Source organism: Streptomyces sp. 142MFCol3.1 (genome assembly GCF_000424945.1).
GTDB lineage: Bacteria > Actinomycetota > Actinomycetes > Streptomycetales > Streptomycetaceae > Streptomyces > Streptomyces siamensis.
Map to the genome: position 1 here is coordinate 150,718 of NZ_AUKV01000022.1, position 22,657 is coordinate 173,374.

18 protein-coding genes are annotated in these 22,657 nt (G+C 70.9%); 2 read left to right on the forward strand and 16 right to left on the reverse strand.

Annotated features, from left to right (window positions below):
- The 6 genes from efp to aroC all read right to left on the reverse strand — a co-directional run bounded on the left by efp (position 1) and on the right by aroC (position 5,992).
- Complete coding sequence (gene efp / locus H305_RS0129815) at positions 1 to 567, reverse strand: elongation factor P (protein ID WP_028803694.1); 567 nt, start codon at positions 565 to 567, stop codon at positions 1 to 3.
- A 58-nt stretch (positions 568 to 625) separates the two neighbouring features.
- Complete coding sequence (locus H305_RS0129820; RefSeq protein ID WP_028803695.1) at positions 626 to 1,732, reverse strand: aminopeptidase P family protein; 1,107 nt, start codon at positions 1,730 to 1,732, stop codon at positions 626 to 628.
- A gap of 297 nt (positions 1,733 to 2,029) precedes the next feature.
- Positions 2,030 to 2,917, reverse strand: a complete 888-nt coding sequence (locus H305_RS0129825) for a Pro-rich N-terminal domain-containing protein (RefSeq protein ID WP_078629293.1) — start codon at positions 2,915 to 2,917, stop codon at positions 2,030 to 2,032.
- 290 nt (positions 2,918 to 3,207) lie between these two features.
- A complete protein-coding gene (gene aroB / locus H305_RS0129830) occupies positions 3,208 to 4,299 on the reverse strand; it encodes a 3-dehydroquinate synthase (protein WP_028803697.1) in 1,092 nt (363 codons plus the stop codon).
- Positions 4,296 to 4,778 carry a shikimate kinase gene (locus H305_RS0129835; protein WP_051371062.1) on the reverse strand — a complete coding sequence of 161 codons (483 nt, stop codon included), beginning with the start codon at positions 4,776 to 4,778 and terminating at the stop codon, positions 4,296 to 4,298. Before H305_RS0129835 ends, aroB begins: the two co-directional genes overlap by 4 nt.
- A gap of 29 nt (positions 4,779 to 4,807) precedes the next feature.
- A complete protein-coding gene (aroC, locus tag H305_RS0129840; protein ID WP_028803699.1) occupies positions 4,808 to 5,992 on the reverse strand; it encodes a chorismate synthase in 1,185 nt (394 codons plus the stop codon).
- Between the two features lie 376 nt (positions 5,993 to 6,368).
- Between aroC and H305_RS53535 the strand changes: the two genes are divergently transcribed.
- Positions 6,369 to 6,512, forward strand: coding sequence for a hypothetical protein (locus tag H305_RS53535; protein ID WP_158690584.1), 144 nt, complete (start codon positions 6,369 to 6,371; stop codon positions 6,510 to 6,512).
- A 55-nt stretch (positions 6,513 to 6,567) separates the two neighbouring features.
- On the opposite strand, the gene H305_RS0129850 is transcribed toward H305_RS53535, so the two are convergent.
- The 7 genes from H305_RS0129850 to H305_RS0129880 form a co-directional block, all read right to left on the reverse strand.
- On the reverse strand, positions 6,568 to 10,512 hold the full coding sequence (locus H305_RS0129850; protein WP_234021095.1) for a GDSL-type esterase/lipase family protein: 3,945 nt from the start codon (positions 10,510 to 10,512) through the stop codon (positions 6,568 to 6,570).
- Between the two features lie 228 nt (positions 10,513 to 10,740).
- The gene (locus H305_RS0129855; RefSeq protein WP_028803701.1) at positions 10,741 to 11,583 is read right to left on the reverse strand and encodes a shikimate dehydrogenase; all 843 of its coding nucleotides are present in this window, start codon (positions 11,581 to 11,583) and stop codon (positions 10,741 to 10,743) included.
- Positions 11,561 to 13,276: an endolytic transglycosylase MltG gene (mltG, locus tag H305_RS0129860; protein WP_051371049.1), complete on the reverse strand. Its 1,716-nt coding sequence runs from the start codon at positions 13,274 to 13,276 to the stop codon at positions 11,561 to 11,563. Before mltG ends, H305_RS0129855 begins: the two co-directional genes overlap by 23 nt.
- Before the next feature lie 123 nt (positions 13,277 to 13,399).
- Positions 13,400 to 13,864 (reverse strand): Holliday junction resolvase RuvX, encoded by a 465-nt coding sequence (gene ruvX / locus H305_RS0129865; RefSeq protein ID WP_028803703.1) that lies wholly within the window; start codon positions 13,862 to 13,864, stop codon positions 13,400 to 13,402.
- Positions 13,865 to 13,879: 15 nt separating this feature from the next.
- Positions 13,880 to 16,552 carry an alanine--tRNA ligase gene (gene alaS / locus H305_RS0129870; RefSeq protein ID WP_028803704.1) on the reverse strand — a complete coding sequence of 891 codons (2,673 nt, stop codon included), beginning with the start codon at positions 16,550 to 16,552 and terminating at the stop codon, positions 13,880 to 13,882.
- Positions 16,552 to 16,890 carry a DUF6167 family protein gene (locus tag H305_RS0129875; RefSeq protein ID WP_028803705.1) on the reverse strand — a complete coding sequence of 113 codons (339 nt, stop codon included), beginning with the start codon at positions 16,888 to 16,890 and terminating at the stop codon, positions 16,552 to 16,554. Before H305_RS0129875 ends, alaS begins: the two co-directional genes overlap by 1 nt.
- 7 nt (positions 16,891 to 16,897) lie before the next feature.
- Positions 16,898 to 17,332 carry a DUF948 domain-containing protein gene (locus H305_RS0129880; protein ID WP_028803706.1) on the reverse strand — a complete coding sequence of 145 codons (435 nt, stop codon included), beginning with the start codon at positions 17,330 to 17,332 and terminating at the stop codon, positions 16,898 to 16,900.
- A gap of 160 nt (positions 17,333 to 17,492) precedes the next feature.
- On the opposite strand from H305_RS0129880, the gene H305_RS0129885 reads away from it, so the two are divergent.
- Positions 17,493 to 19,661, forward strand: coding sequence for an ATP-binding protein (locus H305_RS0129885; RefSeq protein ID WP_028803707.1), 2,169 nt, complete (start codon positions 17,493 to 17,495; stop codon positions 19,659 to 19,661).
- A gap of 30 nt (positions 19,662 to 19,691) precedes the next feature.
- Here the strand turns inward: H305_RS0129885 and rpsD are convergent, their stop codons facing one another.
- From rpsD to H305_RS0129900, 3 genes are all read right to left on the reverse strand, one after another.
- Positions 19,692 to 20,306 carry a 30S ribosomal protein S4 gene (gene rpsD / locus H305_RS0129890; RefSeq protein ID WP_028803708.1) on the reverse strand — a complete coding sequence of 205 codons (615 nt, stop codon included), beginning with the start codon at positions 20,304 to 20,306 and terminating at the stop codon, positions 19,692 to 19,694.
- Positions 20,307 to 20,669: 363 nt separating this feature from the next.
- Positions 20,670 to 22,025, reverse strand: coding sequence for a replication-associated recombination protein A (locus H305_RS0129895; protein WP_028803709.1), 1,356 nt, complete (start codon positions 22,023 to 22,025; stop codon positions 20,670 to 20,672).
- Between the two features lie 66 nt (positions 22,026 to 22,091).
- The coding region (locus H305_RS0129900; protein WP_028803710.1) for a vitamin K epoxide reductase family protein at positions 22,092 to 22,657 on the reverse strand (566 nt) is incomplete at its 5' end.

A 22,657-nucleotide genomic window follows, 5' to 3' on the forward strand; every position in this document is an offset into this window, starting at 1 on the left:
TTAGCTGTTCACCCGGCCGAGGTAGTCGCTCGTGCGGGTGTCGACCTTGATCTTCTCGCCGGTGGTGATGAAGAGCGGCACGTTGATCTGGTGGCCGGTCTCCAGGGTGGCGGGCTTGGTGCCACCGGTGGAGCGGTCGCCCTGGACGCCCGGCTCGGTCTCCTGGATGACGAGCTCGACAGCGGCCGGCAGCTCGACGAAGAGCACCTCGCCCTCGTGCTGCGCGACGGTGGCGGTGAAGCCCTCGATCAGGAAGTTCGCGGCGTCGCCGACGGCCTTCCGGTCGATGTGCAGCTGGTCGTAGGTCTCCATGTCCATGAAGACGAAGTACTCGCCGTCCATGTACGAGAACTGCATGTCGCGCTTGTCGACAGTGGCCGTCTCGACCTTGACACCGGCGTTGAACGTCTTGTCGACGACCTTGCCGGAGAGCACGTTCTTGAGCTTGGTGCGCACGAAGGCCGGGCCCTTGCCGGGCTTGACGTGCTGGAACTCGACGACGGACCAGAGCTGGCCGCCTTCGAGCTTGAGCACCATGCCGTTCTTGAGGTCGTTCGTGGAAGCCACGGTTGCGGAATCTCCTGGACTGACGTGGACGACCCCGGGACACGCGCACAGCTCGAAGCTAGAGCGCGAGCAGCTCCTTGGTCGTGATGGTGAGTAGCTCGGGTCCGCCGTCCGCCTCGGGGCGGACGACGAGCGTGTCATCGATCCGGACACCGCCCCGGCCCGGGAGGTGGACCCCCGGTTCGACGGTGACCGGCACACAAGCGTCCAGTTTACCCATGGCCGCGGGGGCCAGCTGCGGGTCCTCGTCGATTTCGAGCCCGACACCGTGCCCGGTCAGCGGAGGAAGTGCCTCCGCGTACCCCGCGGAGTCCAGTACCTGACGGGCGGCCCGGTCCACGTCACGGTAGGCGGCGCCGGGTGTCAACGCCTCCCGCCCGGCCCGCTGGGCGGCGAAGACCAGGTCGTAGAGCTCGATCTGCCAGTCCGCGGGCGAGGTGCCGATGACGAAGGTGCGGCCGATCTCGCAGCGGTAGCCGCGGTAGGTCGCGCCGAGGCAGACGGAGAGGAAGTCGCCCTCCTCGACACGCCGGTCGGTGGGCCGGTGCCCGCGCCGCCCGGAGTTCGGGCCGGTGCCGACGGCGGTCGGGAAGGCCGGGCCGTCGGCACCGTGGTCGACGAGGCGGCGCTCCAGTTCCAGGGCGAGGTGCCGCTCCGTGCGGCCGACGAGGATGGACTCCAGGAGCTCCCCCAGCGCCTGGTCGACGATCTCGGCGCCGATCCGCAGCGCGGAGATCTCCTCCTCGTCCTTGATCACCCGCAGCTGCTCCACCGCTCCGCCCAGGTCGCCGAGGCGCAGCTGCGGCGCCACGGAGAGGATGGCGCGGTGCCGTGCCACGGTCAGATGATGCTCCTCGACGGCGACGGACTCGGCGCCCTGGGACGCAGCGACGTCGGCGGCGGCGACGGCGGCATCACCGCCGGCGCGCGGCAGCACCCGCACGAGCAGGGTCTCGTCGGGGCGTCCTTCTCCTGCCTCGCCGCTCGGCGGACTGCCGCACAGCAGGAGGTCCTCGGTCACTCCCAGCAGGAGCACGGCACCGGCCGGGGCCGCGCCGGCGAGGTACCTCACATTGGCCGGGCGGGTGACGAGCGCCGTCTCGCTCCCGCCGGCCGCACAGCGCTCCCGGAGCCGCTCTCTGCGGGCCGCGTACACCTCTGGCATGAACCGAGCGTACGAGCGGTGGCCGGATGTCGCCGGTCCAGAGAGGCCGGACGGGTCCAGAAGGGCCGTTCCGGTGAACCGGCGGGAGTGCGCGATGGCCGGCCGGCGGGAGGCGGAGCGGCCGGGCACCCAGCCGCCGCGGGCCTGGTGGGCGGGCCGGACGGCGCGCGCAGGAGCCGTCGCGGCGGCTGTCCGCCACCGCCGTGGACGCGGGCCGCCCGTCGTCGCGATGGCGGGCCGGGCCCTCACCGCGGCGGCGGACCTGCGCCGCTCACCCGCGGTGCGGGGAGGTGCGCGTCACCACTGCGGCGGGCTGGCGATCGAGCGGGCGAGCACGTCGTCCAGGACGCGGGCCGTGGTCGGGACGTCGAGCTGGGAGTTGTCGATGATGGGCAGCCCGGAGCCGTACCACCCGGCCATGCGGCCGTGGATGCGGGCGACCTCCTCGTCGGACAGACGGCGATTTCCGGAGCGCTCGGCATTGCGCTCCAGGACTATCTCCAGGCCGGGCAGCAGGACGACCGGCATCAGGCCGGGCCCCACGTGCCGCTTCCAGCCGCCGAGGCCGACGACCGGGCGGTCCGGGAAGACGGCGTCGTCCAGGATGCAGGAGATGCCGTTGGCCAGGAAGTTCCGTGCGGCGAAACCACAGGTGCGGCGGGCGAGACGGTACTGCGCCTCCGAGTTGTCGTTCCACCCGGACTGCGGGTCGGCGAAGCCCGAGCGCACCCATTCGCGTACGTCGTCGAGGCTGATGTGCGCGGTGGGGACCCGGCGGTGGTCCGCCCAGTACTTGGCGACGCTGGTCTTGCCTGCCCCCGCGGGGCCGATGAGCAGGACCGCGAGCGTGGTGGCCGCGGGGTCGGGCGCTTCCGCGGCGGGCGACGGCGCGGGCACCGGCACCGGGGCACCGGACGGCAGCTGCACATGCCCGGTGGTGTCCGGCGTCGGCGGGACCGGTGCGTGGTGCACATGCTGCGGCGCGCCCTGGTGGGGGGGCTGCGCGTGAACGTGCTGCGGAGCCGGGGCGGGTGGCACCCCGGGAGGTACGGGCGCTCCGGCGAAACCCGGGGCGGGTGCGGGACCCGGGTGTCCCGGGTGGTGTCCGGCCGACGACCAGCCGGCGGCCGGTCCGTGCCCCGGCTGGTGGGGCGGTGGCAGCGGAGCCCCCACTGCGTCCTGCATCCGGTGCCACTCCGTCTCGTTCTTCTCGGGCTCGGTTCACGTCCGGGCGCCGGAGCCGGTGTCGGGAGTCCGGCCGTGCGCGACCCCACGGGCCCTCGCACGCTCGTCCTCTCCGCACCGGCGCGACCCTTCGGCTCACTCGCCGCAGGCAATGCGCGCTGGCAGCAGGGCGCGAACCCCGCTTCGCTACCGAACGGTACCGTCCCCGGCCGTCGTTTGGTGAACGGCCGGGGTCGGCCCGAAGTGCCCGTGCCGCAAGGCGAATCGGACGGACGGCGCCTCTGTGGGACTTACTCGCCCACTTCGCCGTACGCGGCGAGCAGCACGGCGGGGTCCGGTCCCTCCATGACGGTGGGCTTGGCCAGCCCGTCGAGGACGATGAAGCGCAGCAGGTCGCCGCGGGACTTCTTGTCGACCTTCATGTTCTCCAGGAGCTTGGGCCACTGGTCGTAGCGATAGCTCAGCGGGAGGCCGACGGACTCCAGGATGGTGCGGTGGCGGTCGGCGGTCGCGTCGTCCAGGCGGCCCGCCAGGCGGCCGAGTTCGGCGGCGAAGTGCATGCCGACGGAGACGGCCGCGCCGTGCCGCCACTTGTAGCGCTCGTTCTTCTCGATGGCGTGCGCGAGCGTGTGCCCGTAGTTGAGGATCTCGCGCAGCCCCGACTCCTTGAGGTCTCCGGAGACGACCTCGGCCTTGACCTTGATCGAGCGCTCGATGAGCTCGGCGGTGTGCGGGCCCGCGGGGGTGCGCGCCGCCTGAGGGTCGGCCTCGATGAGCTCCAGGATCACGGGGTCGGCGATGAAGCCGGCCTTGATGATCTCCGCGAGCCCGGAGACGAAGTCGTTGACGGGCAGGGATTCGAGCGCGGCCAGGTCGCAGAGCACACCGGCGGGCGGGTGGAAGGAGCCGACGAGGTTCTTGCCCTCGGCCGTGTTGATGCCGGTCTTGCCGCCCACCGCCGCGTCCACCATGCCGAGCACGGTGGTCGGAACGGCGATCCAGCGCACGCCGCGCAGCCAGGTCGCCGCGACGAAGCCCGCCAGGTCGGTGGTGGCGCCGCCGCCGACGCCGACGATGACGTCGGTGCGCGTGAAGCCGGACTGGCCGAGGGCCTTCCAGCAGTACGCGGCGACCTCCGCGGTCTTGGCCTCCTCCGCGTTGGGCACCTGGATGGCGACCGCCTCGAAGCCCTGCTCGGCCAGATCCGCGCGGAGCGCCTCACCGGTCTCGGCGAGCGCCTCGGGGTGGATGACCGCGACGCGCTTGGCACGGTCGCCGATCAGTGCGCCCAGTTCGCCGAGGAGCTGACGGCCGACCAGGACCTCGTAGGGGTCGGTGCCCGCCGTGCCGCCGACCTGGATACGGGTCACTGCCTCGCTCATGCTTCCTTCAACTCCAGTGCGTCGAGGACCGCTTGGGCGACCTCTTCGGGGGTGCGGCCGTCGGTGGCCACGACGGCCCCGGCGACCTCGGTGTACAGGTGGCGGCGTGCGTCCATCAACTCGCGCCACTGGCGGCGCGGGTTGACGGCGAGCAGCGGCCGGGCGGTGTTGAGGCCGGTGCGCTTGACCGCCTCCTCGACGTCCATCGAGAGATAGACGACCAGGTGCGCGGCGAGCAGCGTGCGGGTGTCCTCGTCGAGGATCGCGCCGCCGCCGAGCGCGAGGACTCCCTCGTGCTCGGCGAGGGCCTCGCGCACGGCCTGCTTCTCGATCGCGCGGAAGGCCGGCTCGCCGTCGTCGACGAAGATGTCGGCGATGGTGCGGCCCTGCGCGGCCACGATGTCGTCGTCCGTGTCACGGTAGACGCAGCCGAGCCGCTCGGCGACGAGCGCGCCCACCGTGGACTTGCCGACGCCCATGGGCCCGACGAGGACAACGCGCGGGGCGGTCACCGGATGGCCAGGTTCTCAAGGTACGACTGCACGTTCCGGCGGGTCTCCGGGACACTGTCGCCGCCGAACTTCTCGGCGACGGCGTCGGCCAGGACGAGCGCGACCATCGCCTCGGCGACGATGCCGGCGGCCGGGACCGCGCAGACGTCGGAGCGCTGGTGGTGGGCCTTGGCGGCCTCGCCGGTGGCGACGTCGATGGTGGCGAGCGCGCGGGGCACGGTGGCGATCGGCTTCATCGCGGCGCGGACGCGCAGCAGCTCGCCGGTGGTGAGGCCGCCCTCGGTGCCGCCGGAGCGGCCGGAGCTGCGCCGGATGCCGTCCTCGGTGTGGACGATCTCGTCGTGGGCCTTCGAGCCGGGCACACGGGCGAGCTCGAAGCCGTCGCCGACCTCGACGCCCTTGATGGCCTGGATGCCCATGAGCGCGGCGGCGAGCCGGGCGTCGAGACGTCGGTCCCAGTGGACGTGGGAGCCGAGGCCGACGGGCACGCCGTACGCCAGGACCTCGACGACGCCGCCGAGGGTGTCGCCGTCCTTGTGGGCCTGGTCGATCTCCGCGACCATCGCCTTCGACGTGTCGGCGTCGAGGCAGCGCACCGGGTCGGCGTCGAGGCGCTCGACGTCCGAGGGCTTCGGGTAGACGCCGTAGGGGGACTTCGCCTGAGCCAGCTCGACGACGTGCGAGACGATCTCGATCCCGGCCGTCTCCTTCAGGTACGAGCGGGCCACCGCGCCCAGTGCCACGCGGGCTGCGGTCTCGCGGGCGGAGGCGCGCTCCAGGATCGGCCGGGCCTCGTCGAAGCCGTACTTCTGCATGCCGGCGAGGTCGGCGTGCCCGGGACGCGGCCGGGTCAGCGGGGCGTTGCGGGCCAGTTCGGCGAGGACCTCGGGGTCGACCGGGTCGGCGGCCATGACCTGTTCCCACTTGGGCCACTCGGTGTTGCCGACCATGACGGCCACCGGCGAGCCGAGCGTGAGGCCGTGGCGCACGCCGCCCAGGAAGGTGACCTCGTCGCGCTCGAACTTCATACGGGCACCGCGTCCATAGCCCAGGCGCCGCCGGGCGAGGTGGTCGGCCACCATCTCCGTGGTGATCGGCACGCCGGCGGGAAGGCCCTCCAGCGTCGCGACAAGTGCGGGACCGTGGGACTCCCCCGCGGTCAGCCAGCGCAACCTGCTCAACGGTGCTCCTCATGCTCGCGCCCTGGTACTGCTGCTGCGTACGCGCGTCCTCGCGTACGCCGACGGCGCGACCGGGTGCGCGGCCCTGGCCCGCCACTTCCGATCCTCCCACGTCCAGGGCTCGGCTCCGGTCGCAGGTCCATCAGGCGGACGCACATCGTCACGTGCGCGCGACCGGACGTCACCTGTGCGCGACCGGCGAATTCCGGCCACATTCCGGGAAACCCGCTCCTTTCCTCGCGCATTCCCCTGACAGAGAAGACGGACACATGCACGCGAAAGGATTCGCGAGACCGGCCGCGAGGAGAATGCGGGTCGCGCGTCGGGGGCGGCGCCCCGCCGAACGGCCAGACTCTCCGGGCCTAGTCTGTGGGGCGTGAATGCGAGACGTTTTTTGAGATCGGTCGGCGGCCAGTTCCTCCTCGCGACGCTGGCGGTGCTGCTTCTCTTCCTGCTGGTCGGAGCCGGCGTCTCGTACCTGCTCGGAAGCGTCTTCGGGGGCGGCTGGTTCGTCTTCTGACCTGTGCGGCCGGGGTGTGCGCCCATGCTGCGGGCGACACCCCGGCCGCCTGCCGTCAGTGCAGGGTGCCGTTCAGGGCGTCCTCCAGCACCTGCGCATAAGCGGTGGTGCCGAGATCATTGGGATGAATGGATCCACGACTGGGCATCGCGGCCTCCTGGAAATCTCCCGGACCGTTCGGACTCATCTGAATGGGATTGATGTAATGGGGCCCGTCACAGAAGGCGTGGCCCTCGAACTTGTACTGCGGGTTCGTGTAGACGATCTTCGGGTCGCCGAAACTCGTCGCCGCCTGCTTCATCGCCGTGGCGAGGTTGTCCGCCCACGAGTTGAAGATCGCGACCTCACGGTCGTTGTACTCGACCGCACACGCCGTGGGGCTGAACAGCCGGGGGTACCCCATGAGCACGATCTTGGCGTTGGGCGCCTGCGAGCGGATCTCGGTCAGGGTCTCCGAGACCCAGGGGCCGACACTGTTGGCGATGAACTCCGGCTCGTACTCCGTGAGCGGCTTGGGGTCGCTCTTGTACGTGTATCCGCTGTCGGAGCAGTCCGTGGCCGCGCAGGCCGCCGCCAGGGGCGAGAACCGCGCGTCGTTGCCACCGATGGAGATCGTGACCAGCGTCGTGTCCGCGCTGAGCACACCGGAGCCCAGTTGCGGGATCTCCCCGAACTCTCCGTCGTTCCCCCAGCCCCACGGGGCCGTCTGGTCGTCGCGGCCCGCCGAGTACTTGCCGAGCGCGTTGTCCGTGTAGGCGCCCGAGCAGGCGACGAACTGGTAGTCCAGGGTCGGGTCGTTCGCGTCGGCGAGCGCGCCGATGGAGGACGAGCGGCCCGGCAGGACGGCCTTGCGGCTCCAGGCGTTGGCGCTGCGGTGGCAGGCGTTCCACGTCCGCTTGCCGTAGTCCATGTCCGACTCGGGGGCGTAGGATCCCGCGCCCTCACCGGACGAGAACGAGTCGCCCATCGCGACGACGAAGTCCTTCGGCTTCGCGGACAGCGGTACGAAGGCCACCGCGTCCCAGGCCACGTCGTCGTCGGCCGTGCCGTCGCCCGCGGCGTTGCTCAAGGAGACGCTCTGCGGCTTGGAGCCGTTGACGAAGTGGTACGTGCCGAGCGGGTACCACTCGTTCTTCGACGTCACCTGGTTGATGGTGCGGTGCCGCGTCGAGCCGTCTCCGAGGGTGATGTCGTACCTGGCCTGCTGCGACTCGGAGCCGGTGGACGGGAGGTGCACCATGACCCGTGCCCACTGGTCGAGCCGCTGGGTCAGCGTCCAGGTGCCGGTCACCTTCATCTGCGTGATGCGGTTGGCGCTGTTGCGTGTGTGCGCGAACCAGAAGTGGGCGCCGAAGCCGCCGCCGACCTGGTGGAAGTCCTCCTTGCCCTCGTACGTGGTGACGGTCCCCGGGGTGTCGGCGAAGTCCCAGGACATGGTTCCGGCGTTGCTCCAGCTCTTGGAGCAGTCGGTGCGCATGGTCGGCACCCCGGCGGCCACGTCGTCGACGATCCGGGCGCCCGACGGAAGCCCGCTCGTGGAGCAGTTGGGCTGGCCGCTGTTGCCTCGGCCGAGTTCGGCACGCAGCGTCTTGTAGGTGAGGGTCTCGTTGCCGCACTCGATGGAACAGGTCGTCTTCCAGCTGGCGTCGGCGTGGTACCAGTACTGCTTGTAGCAGTCCTCCGTGGTGCACTGCGGCGGGTTGCCCGAGTCACAGCCGTTGCTGCCGTTGCAGAAGGTGTCCAGGGACGGCTTGACCCGCGTACGGGCTCCCGCGTTGCCCCACCACGCCGCCTGGAAGCCGTGGGTGTTGCCGCTGTCCTGCACGCCGGCGTCGCTGTAGGAGCGGCCGGTGTCGATCGGGAAAGCGGCCCAGCCCATCACCTTCTCCGGGTAGGGCCACTTCTGCGGCTGGGCGGCGTCCGCGTAGTGGTTGTTGTCGAGGAAGGCGAACCGGTCGGCCGGGTACTTGGGGTTGGCCGGGTTGTTCAGCCAGCCCAGGCCCCATTTGCCGCTGGAGTCGGGCGTGTTGTAGCCGAGGTTGTAGTTCCAGGCGGCGGCGAACCAGTTCTCGATGTACTTGGGGTCGTCGTCGTTGATCTTGATCGTCTGGCCGTCGGTGTGCAGCTCGTTCCACTTGTTCGCGAGCGTCTGCGCGGCGACGGCGATGTTCGCGGCGTAGTCGAGCGCGATGGCCCGCTGCTGGTCCGCGGGGAGGGCGCCCGGCTTGCCGGGCTGCTGACGGGTGGCGACGCTCATGCCGTCGGTCTGCTGGCCGATGCCGTACCCGCAGTCCGCCTTGGCCCAGTCGATCGACCAGATCTTGGTCGGGTCGTAACCGGTGGTGCCCGGGTAGATGTTCGTGCCGTAGAAGTTGCCGATCAGCGCGTTGCCCGTCTGGCCCGGCAGAGCGTGGTACGACGCCTGCCACAGGTTGGACTCCTGCGCCAGGATGCCCAGCAGCACCTGCGCCGGGATCCGCGAACCCGAGGCGGCTCCCTTCAGCGCGGGCACCGGGAACATCGTCGACGGCGAGACCGAGGAACCGAGGCCGTCGGCCGAACGCCAGCCGCCCTGGGTGATGTAGCCGCTGGTGAGGTTTCCGCGGATCGCCATGTCGACGGCCCACTCGACCTGGTTCGGGGTGGGCTGGAGAGCCTGCTGCGACTCGTCGTTGCGCGGGACGGAGCAGGTCCGCTCGGGGTCGGACGTCGTGTTGGACGAGGCCGCGGCGGTGGCGGCGAGGGCCTGCTTGGTGCTGCCGCCCGCGGTGGCGGTCCGCAGCGCGGGCGAGTGCTGCCCGGTCCCGGTGGTGGTGTCCGGCGGGACGGTGAAGTCCACCTTCTTGTCGGTGGCGGGCACCCGGGCCTCGATGGTGAACGGCAGCGGGCCGTCGTCACCGGTGGCCGCGAGCGGGCTGGTCACGTGGGAGCGCAGTCCCTTGGAGACGGCCCGCTCGATGACCAGTCGGCCGTGCGAGGAGACCTCCGTACCGGCGTCGGCCTCCAGTCGCCTTATGCCGCTGGGAAGTTGGGCGACGCCTTGCGGCTTCCCGGTGATGAACAGCCGCCCGCCGGTGCCGGCGGACAGCCCCACCTTGCCGAGGGCTCCGTGTGCCAGCTCCGAGATCTTGCCGCCCGCGGCCCGGCGGACCGCGACATCGTTGCCGTGCCGGTCGAGGAAGCCGACGCCGCCGTCCGCGTCGGGGTGCAGCCGGAACGCGGGACCCGAGGTCCGGCCGATCAGCTTGGTGGAACCGCTGCCCGTGATGCGGGTGAGCCGGTTGCCGAGGGCGGCGACCGTCGCGTCCCCGACCGGGACGGCGGACGTCGCCTCGCCGCGCACGGTGACCGTCCGGCCCACCTTGCCGGTGACGGTGTTCAGCCGCAGCAGCCGCGTCTTGCCGACCTCCTCGTCGGCGGACTGGGTCAGCACCGCCGTCTCCCCCGTGCCGCAGCCCGGGTTGAAGTAGGCGAGCGAGACCTGCTGCGGCAGCTTGGTCACCTTGTGGGTGCCGAGGTCGACCACAGCGGCGAAGGCGCCGCGGTCGAACAGCGCGGGAGTGTTGGTGAAGGTCCGCGGCGCGTAGGCCACCACGGCACGCTTGCCGGAGCCCGTGACGCACACGTTGCCGATCCACGCGTCCGCGTCGAACCCGTCCTCCCGCAGCGTGGCCGCCTCCTGCCACCGGTAGGCGTCGGCGCTGTCGGCGACCAGGACGTGCAGTCCCCGCGCGTCGCCCGCCACGGTGACGGCCCGGTCGTCCGACGTCCGCCAGCCCTTCGGAAGCGTACGGTCCGGATCGGCGACCTCGGACGGACCCGACGGATCAGCCGCCGTCCCGGCCGTCCGCGCGGCCGTGTTCGCCGCCTTGCCCGCCGGGGCCCCGCCGTCGCCCGGCGCCTGGGGTGCGGCGAGGGCGTACGCCGAGGGCAGCATGCCCAGGGTCAGAGCCGACGTCAGTACGACGGCCCATCTCTTTCTTGCCGTTCGGAGTTTCACCTGTCAGCCGTCCTGCTCCCTGTCGGCCCGCGGCTCACGCGGGAAACGGATGGTCCATGCAACATCCGCTGGGAACAGTAGGAGGCCGTCGCGGTGACGGTTCTGCGATCACGGGCACTGGCGCAATGCCGCCAGCCGGTGCGCGCGTTCGGGAAACCCCGCCGGGCCGGGGCCGGTCCGGCAACTCCTGTGCCGCCCGAAAGGCGGGCGGGAATCGCCGGAGGTGGCCTAGCGGGCGGCGAGCGCGTGCTCGCCCGCCTTGCGCATGGCGTCGAGCGGAGCGGGCGACCGTCCGGTCATCTGCTCGACCTGAAGGACCGCTTGGTGCAGCAGCAGGTCGAGTCCGCTGACCACCGCCCCGCCGTAGGCGGACCAGCGCGCCGCGAGGTCCGTGGGCCACGGGTCGTAGAGCACGTCGAAGAGGGTGGCGGGCCGTTCCGGGACGGCGGCGGCCAGCGCGTCGGTGGTCCCGGCCGGAGTCGTGGCGATCACCAGCGGCGCGCGGAGCGCCTGCTCGGCGTCCGCCCAGTCCGCGGTCCGCACCTCGACGTCGAGCCGTTCGCCCCATTGCCGCATCTCCGCGGCGCGCCCCTCGCTGCGGACGTAGGCGACGACCTCGCCGGTGCAGATCCGGGCGAGCGCGGCCAGCGCGGAGGACGCGGTGGCGCCCGCGCCGAGGATGGCGGCGGAGTCCACCTCCTCGATGCCCCGCTCGCGCAGGGCGGCGACCATTCCGGGGATGTCCGTGTTGTCGCCGACGCTGCGCCCGTCCGCGCCGAACACCACCGTGTTGACGGCCTCGACGGAGGCCGCCGTGTCGCTGATCTCGTCGAGCAGCGGCATGACGGCCCGCTTGAGCGGCATGGTCAGCGACAGCCCGGCCCACTCCGGGCCGAGCTCCGCGAAGAACCCGGGCAGCGCCTCCTCGTCGACCTCGAAGCGGTCGTACGACCAGTCGCCGAGCCCCAGTTCCGTGTACGCGGCCCGGTGGAGCACCGGGGACAGCGAGTGCGCGATGGGGGAACCGAGGACGGCGGCCCGACGTGCGTCAGTTCTTGCCCGAGCTGTCATTGAATTTTTCCTTGAGCTTCTGGAATTCGGCGTAGGTCTTGGCGAACTCGGTGTTGCTCTGGCCGTCGGTCGCCACGAAGTAGATCCAGCCGTCGTCCGTCGGGTTGAGCGCGGCCCGCAGCGCCTCGTCGCCCGGGTTTCCGATCGGGCCGGGCGGCAGCCCCTTGCGCGTGTACGTGTTGTACGGGTCCTGGTTGCTGTTGATCTCCGACTCGCTGATGTCGATGTTGCTCTGCTTCTTCAGGTAGTTGAAGGTCGAGTCGAACTGCAGCAGCTGGTTGGTCTCGGTGTTGGTCGGCTTGAGGCGGTTGTAGACGACCTCGGCCATCTTGCGGAAGTCGTCGTGCGTCTTGCCCTCGGCCTGGACCAGGCTCGCGACCGTGACGAGCTGGTACGGGCTCTCCAGGCCGAGACTCTTGGCCTTCCCCTTGAGGTCGAGCTCGGTGTACCTCTGGTTGGCCTGGGCGACCATCTTCTTCAGGACGTCCTCGGGCTTCATGCCCTTGGCGGCCGGATACGTGGCCGGGTAGAGGAACCCTTCCAGCGGGTCCTTGACGTCCTTGCCGGTCTTCGCCCAGTCCGGCAGACCGAGGTTCTTGTACTCCTTCTGGGCCACCTTGCCGGTGGTGCCGCCCGGAAGGTGGAGCTTCTTGTCGATGGCCTCGTAGACCGCGGAGTTCCGCTGCCCCTCGCTGATGGTCAGGTTGTTCTGACTCTTGGGGTCGAGCATCCATTTCACGGCGCTCGCGGCGGACATCTGCTTCTTCATGGTGTACGCGCCGGCCTGGATGGAGCCCGATTCGGAGTTCTGGGTGAACGCCGACACGAACGCGTCGACGCTCTTGACGACGCCGGCGTCCCGCATGAGGCGCCCGATCTCCGCGCCGCCCGCACCCTTGGGCACCTGGACGTTCACGCTCTCGCCGGTGCCTTCGCCCACATAGTCCGGAGCCGGGCCAAAACGATTCTGGTAGAACTGGTACCCGTAGTATCCGACTCCGCCGAGTCCTCCTCCGAAGACCAGGACGACCACGAGGCAGGCGCAGCCGCTGCGACGTTTCTTCCCCTTGCTCCCGCCCTTGCCGCGGCGGTCGCCCCGGCCCCGGCGTCCCTGCGGGTCGTCGAAGTCGTCGTCGTCATCGTCTCCGCCACCGGCGAAGAAGGCGTGTTCGCCCTGGTCGGGACCGGGGTCCCAGTCCGTCTTCGGCTCGGGTTCGGCGCGTCGGCGGGCCGGCGGCTCCGGCGGCGGATAGGCGTCCGGAGTGTTGTAGTAGTCGGGCTGCCCACCGCTGTACTGGCCGCCGTAGGGGTCGGCCGGATCGGCGGCGTACGGGACCTGGGTGTGCGACCCGGTGTTCCAGCTGCCGTCGTTGTACTGCTGCTGCCCCTGGTCGACGTACTGCTGCCCCTGGCCCGCGTACTGCTGGTCCGGGTACTGCTGCTGGCCCTGGTCGGGAAACTGCTGCTGGCCCTGGTGCGGATACTGCTGCTGCCCCTGGCCGTAGCCGTCCTGCTGACCCGTGCCCCAGCCGCCGTACTGCGCCTGCTGCTGCGGCTCCTGCGGGTAGTGCTGTGGCTGGCCGCCGTAGGGGGACTGGCCGTCGGCGGCCTGTCCTCCCCATCCGCCGTCCCCGTACAACGGGTCCTCCGGATGCCACGGTTCGGAGCCTGCGCCCCGGCCATACTCAGTCATCGATCCCCTACGAGCCGCGAGACGGCGGCTGCTGGTGCGGTGAGCCCGGCTCCCGTCCGCCTCTTTGCTGTGCGGCGGCTGTTCGAACACCACCACATCGCGCGGAACGTTACCGTATCGCGATCAGATGACCACTTCGACGCCCTCGCCGGGAGATTTACCTGACACCCGTTCGGATTCCAGGGCCTGCTGCAGGATGATGACCGCCGCCGCCTGGTCGATGACCGACCGGCCCTTCTTGGATTTCACGCCGGAGGCGCGCAGCCCCTGACTCGCCGTCACCGTGGTCATCCGCTCGTCGACGAGCCGTACCGGGACGGGGGCGATCCCCCGGGCGAGTTCCTGGGCGAAGGCGCGGACCTTCACCGCGGCCGGGCCCTCGCCCCCCTTGAGGGAGCGAGGCAGCCCCACGACGACCTCGATCGGCTCGTACTCCTCGACGAGCTGCTTCAGCCGGCGGTGGGCCGCGGGGATGTCACGCCCCGGAACCGTCTCCACCGGAGTGGCGAGGATCCCGTCGGGGTCGCACGAGGCGACCCCGATGCGGGCGTCCCCGACGTCGATCGCGAGTCGACGTCCTCTGCGCATGGTCCTGACCGTTCTCTACTTGGCGGTCTCGGCGACGAGGCGCTCGACCGAGTCGATGGCCTCACCGATCGCGGCCGGGTTCTGGCCGCCGCCCTGGGCTACGTCCGGCTTGCCGCCGCCGCCGCCGCCGAGGGTCTTGGCGGCCGTGCGGACGAGGTCACCGGCCTTGAGGCCGCGCTCGCGGGCGGCCTCGTTCGTGGCGATGACCGTCAGGGGCTTGCCGTTGACCGTGGTGAACAGGGCGACCACCGCGGCCCGTCCGCCCTGGATGCGGCCGCGCACGTCGAGGACCAGCTTGCGCAGGTCGTCGGCGGTCGTGCCGTCCGGCACCTGGCCGGTGACGAGGGCGACGCCGTGGACGTCCTTGGCGGAGTCGACGAGACCGCCGGCGGCCTGGAGGACCTTCTCCGCGCGGAACTTCTCGATCTCCTTCTCGGCGTCCTTCAGTTTGCCGAGCATGGCGGAGACCTTCTCCGGGAGCTCCTCGGAACGACCCTTGATCAGCTCCTGGAGCTGGGCGACGACCGTGTGCTCGCGGGCGAGGAAGTTGTAGGCGTCGACGCCGACCAGGGCCTCGATGCGGCGCACGCCGGAGCCGATCGACGACTCGCCGAGCAGCTTGACCAGGCCGAGCTGGGCGGTGTTGTGGACGTGCGTGCCGCCGCACAGCTCCTTGGAGAAGTCACCGATGGTGACGACGCGGACGCGCTCGCCGTACTTCTCGCCGAACTCGGCGATGGCGCCCTGCTTCTTGGCCTCGTCGATGCTCATGATCTCGGCCTGGACGTCCAGGTCGCGGGCGAGCACCTCGTTGATCTGCTGCTCGACGTCGGTCATCACGGCCGTCGGTACGGCGGACGGGGAGCCGAAGTCGAAGCGGAAGCGACCGGGCTGGTTCTCCGAACCGGCCTGGGCGGCCGTCGGACCGAGGGCGTCGCGCAGGGCCTGGTGCGTGAGGTGCGTGGCCGAGTGGGCGCGGGCGATGGCCTTGCGGCGGCGGACGTCGATGGAGGCCTGGGCCTTGGCGCCGACGGTGACCTCGCCCACCTGGACGACGCCCTTGTGGACGTACACGCCCGGGACGGGCTTCTGGCAGTCGCGGATCTCGATGACGGCGCCGGAGTCGACCTTGATGCGGCCCGTGTCGCCGATCTGACCGCCGCCCTCGGCGTAGAACGGGGTGCGGTCGAGGACGATCTCGACCTGGTCGCCCTCCGTGGCGGCCGGCGAGGACGCGCCGTCGACGAGGATGCCGACGATCGTCGACTCGCCCTCGGTACGGTCGTAGCCGATGAAGTCGGTCTCGCCGGCGGCGTCGGCGATCTGCCGGTAGGCGCCGAGGTCGGCGTGGCCGGTCTTCTTGGCCTGGGCGTCGGCCTTGGCGCGCTCCCGCTGCTCCTTCATCAGGCGGCGGAAGCCGTCCTCGTCCACGGAGAGGCCCTGCTCGGCGGCCATCTCCAGGGTGAGGTCGATCGGGAAGCCCCAGGTGTCGTGGAGCAGGAACGCCTTGTCGCCGGCGAGGACCGTGCCACCGGACTGCTTGGTCTCGGTGACGGCGGTGTCGAGGATGTTGGTGCCGGCCTTCAGGGTCTTGAGGAAGGCGGCCTCCTCGGCGAGGGCGACCTTCTCGATGCGCTCGCGGTCGGTGATGAGCTCCGGGTACTGCTGGCCCATCATCGCGATCACGGTGTCGATCAGGTCCTTGACGACCGGACCGGTGGCACCGAGCAGGCGCATGTTGCGGATGGCGCGGCGCATGATGCGGCGCAGCACGTAGCCGCGGCCCTCGTTGCCGGGGGTCACGCCGTCGCCGATGAGCATCACGGACGTCCGCATGTGGTCGGTGACCACGCGCAGGGAGACGTCGGAGTCGTGGGCGGCGCCGTACTCGACGCCGGTCAGCTCGGTGGCCTTCTTGATGACGGCAATGGAGGTGTCGATCTCGTACATGTTCTGCACGCCCTGCAGAATCATGGCGAGGCGTTCCATGCCGAGACCGGTGTCGATGTTCTTGCTGGGCAGCTCGCCGAGGATCTCGAAGTCCTCCTTCGAGGTGCCCTCGCCGCGCTCGTACTGCATGAAGACCAGGTTCCAGATCTCCACGTACCGCTCGTCGTTGACGGCCGGGCCGCCCTCGACGCCGAACTCGGGGCCGCGGTCGTAGTTGATCTCGGAGCACGGGCCGCAGGGGCCCGGGACGCCCATGGACCAGTAGTTGTCCTTCTTGCCCAGGCGCTGGATGCGCTCGGCCGGGACGCCGATCTTGTCGCGCCAGATGGTCTCGGCCTCGTCGTCGTCGAGGTAGACCGTGATCCACAGACGCTCGGGGTCGAGTCCGTAACCACCCTTGTCCTGGGGCGTGGTGAGCAGCTCCCAGGCGTAGGTGATGGCGCCTTCCTTGAAGTAGTCGCCGAAGGAGAAGTTGCCGCACATCTGGAAGAACGTGCCGTGGCGGGTGGTCTTGCCGACCTCTTCGATGTCGGGCGTGCGCACACACTTCTGCACGCTGGTGGCGCGCGGCCACGGCGCCTTGACCTCACCGAGGAAGTACGGCTTGAAGGGCACCATGCCGGCGGGGACGAGGAGCAGAGTCGGGTCGTCCGCGATGAGCGACGCCGAAGGGACGACGGTGTGACCGCGCTCCTCGTAGAAGCTCAACCAGCGGCGGCGGATTTCAGCCGACTCCATCAGTGGTCCTCATTCCGGTTGTACGAGTACGTCGTGTTCTCGATGTACTTGATCTGCTTGTCGTTTCCGATGGCGGCGATGCCCCGCTGCGCGGGGAGCTCGGCGTCCGTGCGGTGGTTCAGACCGAGGGCCTCGCCGAGTTCGGCCTCTCGCTGGGCCATGCCGTCGCGGACGTCGAGCGCGAACTCCTTGAGCCGGTGACCCGCGTCGATCGCCTTGTTCGCGGCCTGCGCCGCGAGGCTCTCCGGGGTCAGCTGCCTGAGCTTGCGGTTGACCTTGGTGGTGGCCCACACACCCGCGGCTGCGCCGGCGGTGAACCAGAACGTACGGCGGAACATCGCTGCGTCAGTCCTTCTTCCGCTTGCTCCGTCGCGCGGACGGGACGGTGCGGCCCACGATCACGGTACGTCGGGGGGCCTTCTCGGGCACATTCTCACGACGGCCTCCGATGGCACGCCGCACGCCGTAGCCGAACGCCGCGACCTTCACGAGGGGGCCGCCGAAGGTGGAGGCGACGGTGGTCGACAGCGCCGACGCGTTCGACGTGACCTCCTGGACGTCCGACGCGATGGCGTCGACCCGGTCGATCTGCGTCTGCGCGGACCGCACCGCGGCGGACGCGTCGGCCAGGAGCGGGACTGCCTGTTCGGTCACGTCCGCGACGAGCTTGGTCGTCGCCCTGAGCGTCTGGGCCAGCCTCGCCAGAGCGACGGCGAGGAAGGAGACCAGGATCGCCCAGAAGACGGCCACGAGGATCCCGGCCACCTCTCCACCCGACACTGCGCACCCGCTCCCTGACTGCATGCCTGAACATCGAAAAGTCGTCCCCCGAGCCTATCGCGCCGGGGCCGCCGCTCCGTACCGCATTACCGCCCGCCCCGTGCGGAGTTGCGGGAAGTGATTGTACGGAACGCTTACGGATCAGTACTCTCCGTGTCCCATGCGACGCTCTCACGGCCCTCGGGGCGCCGGTGGTCCGGTGCCCGGCAATCTGCCCCTGGAACTCGACGCGTTCGTGGGGCGCTCGGCCGAACTGGCCGGGCTGGCCGGGGCCCTGGGCACGGCGCGGCTGGTGACCGTCACCGGCATGGGAGGCGTCGGCAAGTCGAGACTGGCGGCGCGTGCCGCGGCCCAGGCCGAGCGGCGCGACGGGGTGTGGCGTGTGGACCTCTCCGTGATCCGCGACCCGGGCCTCGTCGAGTACGCGGTCGTCGAGGGCCTCGGCCTGACGGACCAGACGTCGCGACCGCCGCGCGAGACGCTCCTCGACCACCTCGCCGAACGTCAACTCCTCCTGATCCTCGACGGGTTCGAGCATCTCGTGGACGCGAGTGCCTCGCTGGTGGGCGGGCTGCTGCGCGGTGCGCCGGGACTGCGGGTGCTGGCCGCGGGGCGCAGACCGCTGGGTGTCGCCGGCGAGCAGCTGTTCCCGCTGGCGCCGCTGCCCGGGCGGGACGCCGCCGAGCTGTTCGCGGACCGGGCCGCGGCCCGGCTGCCCGGCTTCGCGGTGCACGACGGCAACCGGTCGGTGGTGGCGGAGCTGTGCCGGCGCCTCGACGGGATCCCGCTCGCCGTCGAGCTGGCGGCGGGACGTCTGAACACCCTCTCGCCCGCGCAGTTGCTCTCCCGGCTGGAGGACCGCTTCCGGTTGCTGACCGGGGGTGCGCGCGACGCCCCGGCGCGGCACCAGACGCTGCGCACGGCGATCGGCTGGAGCCACGAGCTGTGCACGCCCGAGGAGCGGCTGCTGTGGTCACGGCTGTCGGTGTTCGCCGGGCAGTTCGACCTGGAGGCCGCTGAGTACGTGTGCACCGGCGAGGGACTGGCCGCCGACCGCGTCCTCGACGTACTGGGCGAGCTGCTCGCGCAGTCCGTGCTGTCGCGCGAGGAGACGGTGGCGGGTGTGCGCTACCGCATGCTGGAGACGGTCCGGGCGTACGGGGCGGACTGGCTGGAGGCGACGGGCGACGCCGAGCGGCTGCGACGCCGCCACCGCGACTGGTACATGGGCCTGGCCACCTGGTGCGAGCTGGACTGGTTCTCGCCCCGGCAGGGCGAGGTGGCGGCGCGCGTCGAGTCGGAGCTGCCGAATCTGCGCCGCGCCCTGGAGCACTGTCTGACCGAGCCGGGCGACGCGCATCTGGGCCAGTATCTGGCGGGCACCCTGTGGTTCTACTGGGTCGGCTGCGGGCGGCTGTCGGAGGGCAGACACTGGCTGGAGCGCAGCGTGGACCTGGACGGCGACCGCGACCAGTCGCGGCTGAAGGCCCTGTGGGTGCTCGGCTACGTCGCGGTGCTCCAGGGCGACACGGTGCCCGCGCTGTCCGCGCTCCAGGAGTGCCGGGAGGAGGCGGAGCGCACCGGGAACGCCACGGCGGTGGCCTACGCCGAGCACCGCACCGGCTGTCTGGCACTGGTCACCGACGACATGGCGCGCGCGGAGACCCTGCTGCGCTCGGCCCTGGACCGGTATCACGAGATCGGCGAGCTGAACAGCAATGTGCTGATGGGCCAGGTCGAGCTCGCGATGACCCTGGCCTTCCAGGGCGATCTGCCGGGCGCGGTGAGGCTGTGCGAGGACGTCCGGCGGGTCTGCGAGGACCACGGGGAGCGCTGGGCCCTGGCCTATGCGCTGTACGTCCTCGCGTACCAGGCGCTGGCCGAGGGCGACGCGGCGCGGACCCGGCAGCTGCTGCGGGAGTGCCTGGCCATCGCGCACACCTTCCACGATCTTCTCGGCACCGTCCTCGCGGTGGAGGTGCTCGCCCTGGTCACGGCGCTGGAGGGCGATCCGGCCGAGGCGGCGCTGCTCCAGGGGGCGGCGTCGCGGATGTGGCCGTCGGTGGGCCTGCCGCTCTTCGGCTCGACGTACTACAGCGTGCCGCACGAGCGGTGCGAGGCGCTGGCCCGGGAGCACCTGGGGGACGCGCGGTACGCGGAGTGCGTCCGGGAGGGTGCGCTGCTCGGGCGGGAGGCGGCGGTGGTCCGGGCGCTGGGCCGGACGGGGCCGCCGCCGCTCGGTGCGGTCCCTTCGCCGCCCCGGCTGCCCCCGGACGTGCGCGAGCCCGCCGTCTCGCCCACCTCGAAGGGCGGGGAGACGGCGGGCTGACGCGCAGGTGGTGCTGCGTCCGCAGGTGGATCAGCGGGCGTAGTACTCGACGACGAGCTGCTCGTCGCAGATCACCGGGATCTCCTTGCGGTTCGGCTCACGGTCCAGGCGGAAGGCCAGGGCGCGGAGGTTCACCTGGAGGTAGCGCGGGGTCTCGCCGTCGGGGGCGAAGCCACCCTCACGCGCGACCTGGAACAGCGGCTTCTCGCGGCTGCGCTCGCGGACCATCACGACGTCGTCGGGACGGACACGGAACGAGGGCTTGTCGACCTTCTGGCCGTTGACCTCGATGTGGCCGTGGACGACCATCTGGCGGGCCTGGTAGATCGTGCGGGCGATGCCCGAACGCAGGACCAGCGCGTCGAGACGGCGCTCGAGCTCGATGACCAGAGCCTCACCGGTCTTGCCCTGAGTCTTGGCGGCACGCTCGTAGGCGCGGACGAGCTGGCGCTCGGACACGTCGTACTGCGCGCGCAGACGCTGCTTCTCGAGCAGACGGACCTTGTAGTCCGAGTTCTGCTTGCGGCCGCGGCCGTGCTCCCCCGGCGGGTAGGGACGGGCCTCGAAGTACTTGACGGCCTTCGGGGTCAGCGCGATGCCGAGGGCACGCGACTTCTTGACCTTGGGGCGGGACTGGTTCGCCATGAACCAAACACCTCATGTTTCTGATCTGAATACGGCTTCACCAGGGTTAGAGGAGGTCGCATCCGCAGCCTGGGAAACCCTGCGGGTCCTTGCGGACCTGCCGGGCAGCCGCTCCCTGGTCTGGGCACATACGTGCAGCACGCGAGTGGCCCACCGACCGTCCCGGTGACCGGGTGGTGGTGGGCTGCCCGCGACACCTTCGACGGTGCGCGACGCTCCTGGAATCCCCCCGTGGAGGCGGGGGCTCCGGCTGGATGTCCCGTTCTGGTGGTGCCGACCGGAGCCGGACACGGGACGCAGCGCTGCGGTCATCCTACAGGGGGTTCCGGGCCCCTCTCGACCGGAGGGTGCGCCGGGCCCGTGTCAGGGTCTGCCCCGCCCGAGATGCTTGCGGGTCCACTCCACCGCGTCCGCGTACCGCGCCTCGGCGCCGTGCCGGGTCGGGGTGTAGTACTCGCGGTCCTTGAGCTCTTCCGGCGCGTACTGCTGGGCCGCGATGCCTTCGGGCAGGTCGTGCGGATACACGTACCCCTGGGCGTGGCCCAGCTTGGCAGCGCCCTTGTAGTGGCCGTCGCGCAGGTGCGGTGGCACCGGGCCCGCGTGCCCCTTGCGCACGTCCTCCATCGCGGCGCCGATCGCCGTGGTCGCGGAGTTGGACTTGGGGGCCAGGGCGAGGGCGATGGTGGCGTGGCTGAGGGTGAGCGCGGCCTCGGGAAAGCCGATCATGGCGACCGCCTGGGCGGCGGCGACGGCTGTGGGCAGCGCGTTCGGGTCGGCGAGGCCGATGTCCTCGCTGGCGGAGATCATCAGGCGCCGGGCGATGAAGCGGGGGTCCTCACCGGCCTCGATCATCCGGGCCAGGTAGTGCAACGCGGCGTCGACGTCGGAGCCGCGGATGGATTTGATGAGGGCGCTCGCGACGTCGTAGTGCTGGTCGCCGTCGCGGTCGTACTTCACGGCGGCGCGGTCGACGGTCTCCTCCAGGGTCTGGAGGCCGATCTCCGTCTCGCCCTTGTCGATCGCCGCGCCCGCGGCGGCCTCCAGGGCGGTCAGGGCGCGGCGGGCGTCGCCGCCGGCGATGCGCAGCAGGTGGTCCTCGGTGTCCTCGGGGAGGGTGACGGCCTCCTTGAGGCCGCGCTCGTCGGCGAGGGCACGGCGCAGCAGGCCGCGCAGGTCGTCGTCGGTGAGGGGTTCGAGGGTGAGGAGCAGGGAGCGGGAGAGCAGGGGGGAGATCACCGAGAAGTACGGGTTCTCGGTGGTGGCGGCGATCAGCGTGACCCAGCGGTTCTCCACGGCCGGGAGCAGGGAGTCCTGCTGTGCCTTGCTGAAGCGGTGGATCTCGTCGAGGAAGAGGACGGTCTCCTTGCCGAAGCCGCCGGTGGCGCGGCGTGCCCCGTCGATGACGGCGCGTACCTCCTTCACGCCCGCGGTGATCGCCGACAGTTCCACGAAGCGCTTGTTCGTGGCCTTGGACACGACGTACGCGAGGGTGGTCTTGCCGGTGCCGGGCGGGCCCCAGAGGATCACCGAGGAGGGACCGGCCGGCCCGCCGTTGCCCTCGCCGACGAGTCTGCGCAGGGGGGAGCCCGGCTTCAGCAGATGCTGCTGGCCCACGACTTCGTCGAGGGTGCGCGGGCGCATCCGGACGGCCAGGGGGCTGCTGGACGGGTCCTTCTCCTGGCGTTCTTCGGCTGCGGCGGTGAACAGGTCGGGCTCCACGGGGAAAACCCTATGTCACGCCACTGACAATGCGGTCCGGCCCGGGTCCCGGGGGCCGGGGCGGGCTCAGCTGGTCCAGAAGTCCCACCAGCGGGTCAGGATCAGCATGCCGATGACGCCGATGTGCAGGGTCGGCAGGACCCAGGTGAACTCGCCGAGGAAGCTCTTCAGCCAGCGTGGGGCGGGCAGGAAGTCGTTGCGCACGTTGGACGAGGTCACGTACCAGAACATGATGATCGTGGCGACCCAGGCGAGGCTGCACCACAGGCAGAGCGAGTTGATGCGGTAGAGCGACTGGAACTGCAGCCAGGTGCAGAATCCGACGCCGAAGAGCGTGCCGGCGTTGAAGGTGAGCCAGTACCAGCGCGGGAAGGTCGCGCGGGCGAGCAGGCTCATGCCGACGCAGACGACGATGCCGTACGTCACCAGTCCCAGCATCGGGTTGGGGAACCCGAAGGCGGAGGCCTGCTCGCTCTTCATGATGTTGCCGCAGGAGACGACCGGGTTCAGGCTGCACCCGGGCACGAAGTTCGGGTTCTCCAGCAGTTTGAACTTGTCGATCGTGATGACCCAGGCGGCGAGCAGCCCGGCGGCTCCGGTGATCACCAGCATCAGGGCGAACGCGCGGCTGC

Bases quoted from the DNA above. Each gene is read 5' to 3' on its own strand.
- H305_RS0129855 (WP_028803701.1), bottom strand. From the start codon at position 11,583: ATGACAGCTCGGGCAAGAACTGACGCACGTCGGGCCGCCGTCCTCGGT.
- ruvX (WP_028803703.1), bottom strand. From the start codon at position 13,864: ATGCGCAGAGGACGTCGACTCGCGATCGACGTCGGGGACGCCCGCATC.
- H305_RS0129885 (WP_028803707.1), top strand. From the start codon at position 17,493: ATGCGACGCTCTCACGGCCCTCGGGGCGCCGGTGGTCCGGTGCCCGGC.
- H305_RS0129825 (WP_078629293.1), bottom strand. From the start codon at position 2,917: ATGCAGGACGCAGTGGGGGCTCCGCTGCCACCGCCCCACCAGCCGGGG.
- H305_RS0129820 (WP_028803695.1), bottom strand. From the start codon at position 1,732: ATGCCAGAGGTGTACGCGGCCCGCAGAGAGCGGCTCCGGGAGCGCTGT.
- aroB (WP_028803697.1), bottom strand. From the start codon at position 4,299: ATGAGCGAGGCAGTGACCCGTATCCAGGTCGGCGGCACGGCGGGCACC.
- H305_RS0129835 (WP_051371062.1), bottom strand. From the start codon at position 4,778: ATGGGCGTCGGCAAGTCCACGGTGGGCGCGCTCGTCGCCGAGCGGCTC.
- H305_RS0129875 (WP_028803705.1), bottom strand. From the start codon at position 16,890: ATGTTCCGCCGTACGTTCTGGTTCACCGCCGGCGCAGCCGCGGGTGTG.
- rpsD (WP_028803708.1), bottom strand. From the start codon at position 20,306: ATGGCGAACCAGTCCCGCCCCAAGGTCAAGAAGTCGCGTGCCCTCGGC.
- mltG (WP_051371049.1), bottom strand. From the start codon at position 13,276: ATGACTGAGTATGGCCGGGGCGCAGGCTCCGAACCGTGGCATCCGGAG.
- alaS (WP_028803704.1), bottom strand. From the start codon at position 16,552: ATGGAGTCGGCTGAAATCCGCCGCCGCTGGTTGAGCTTCTACGAGGAG.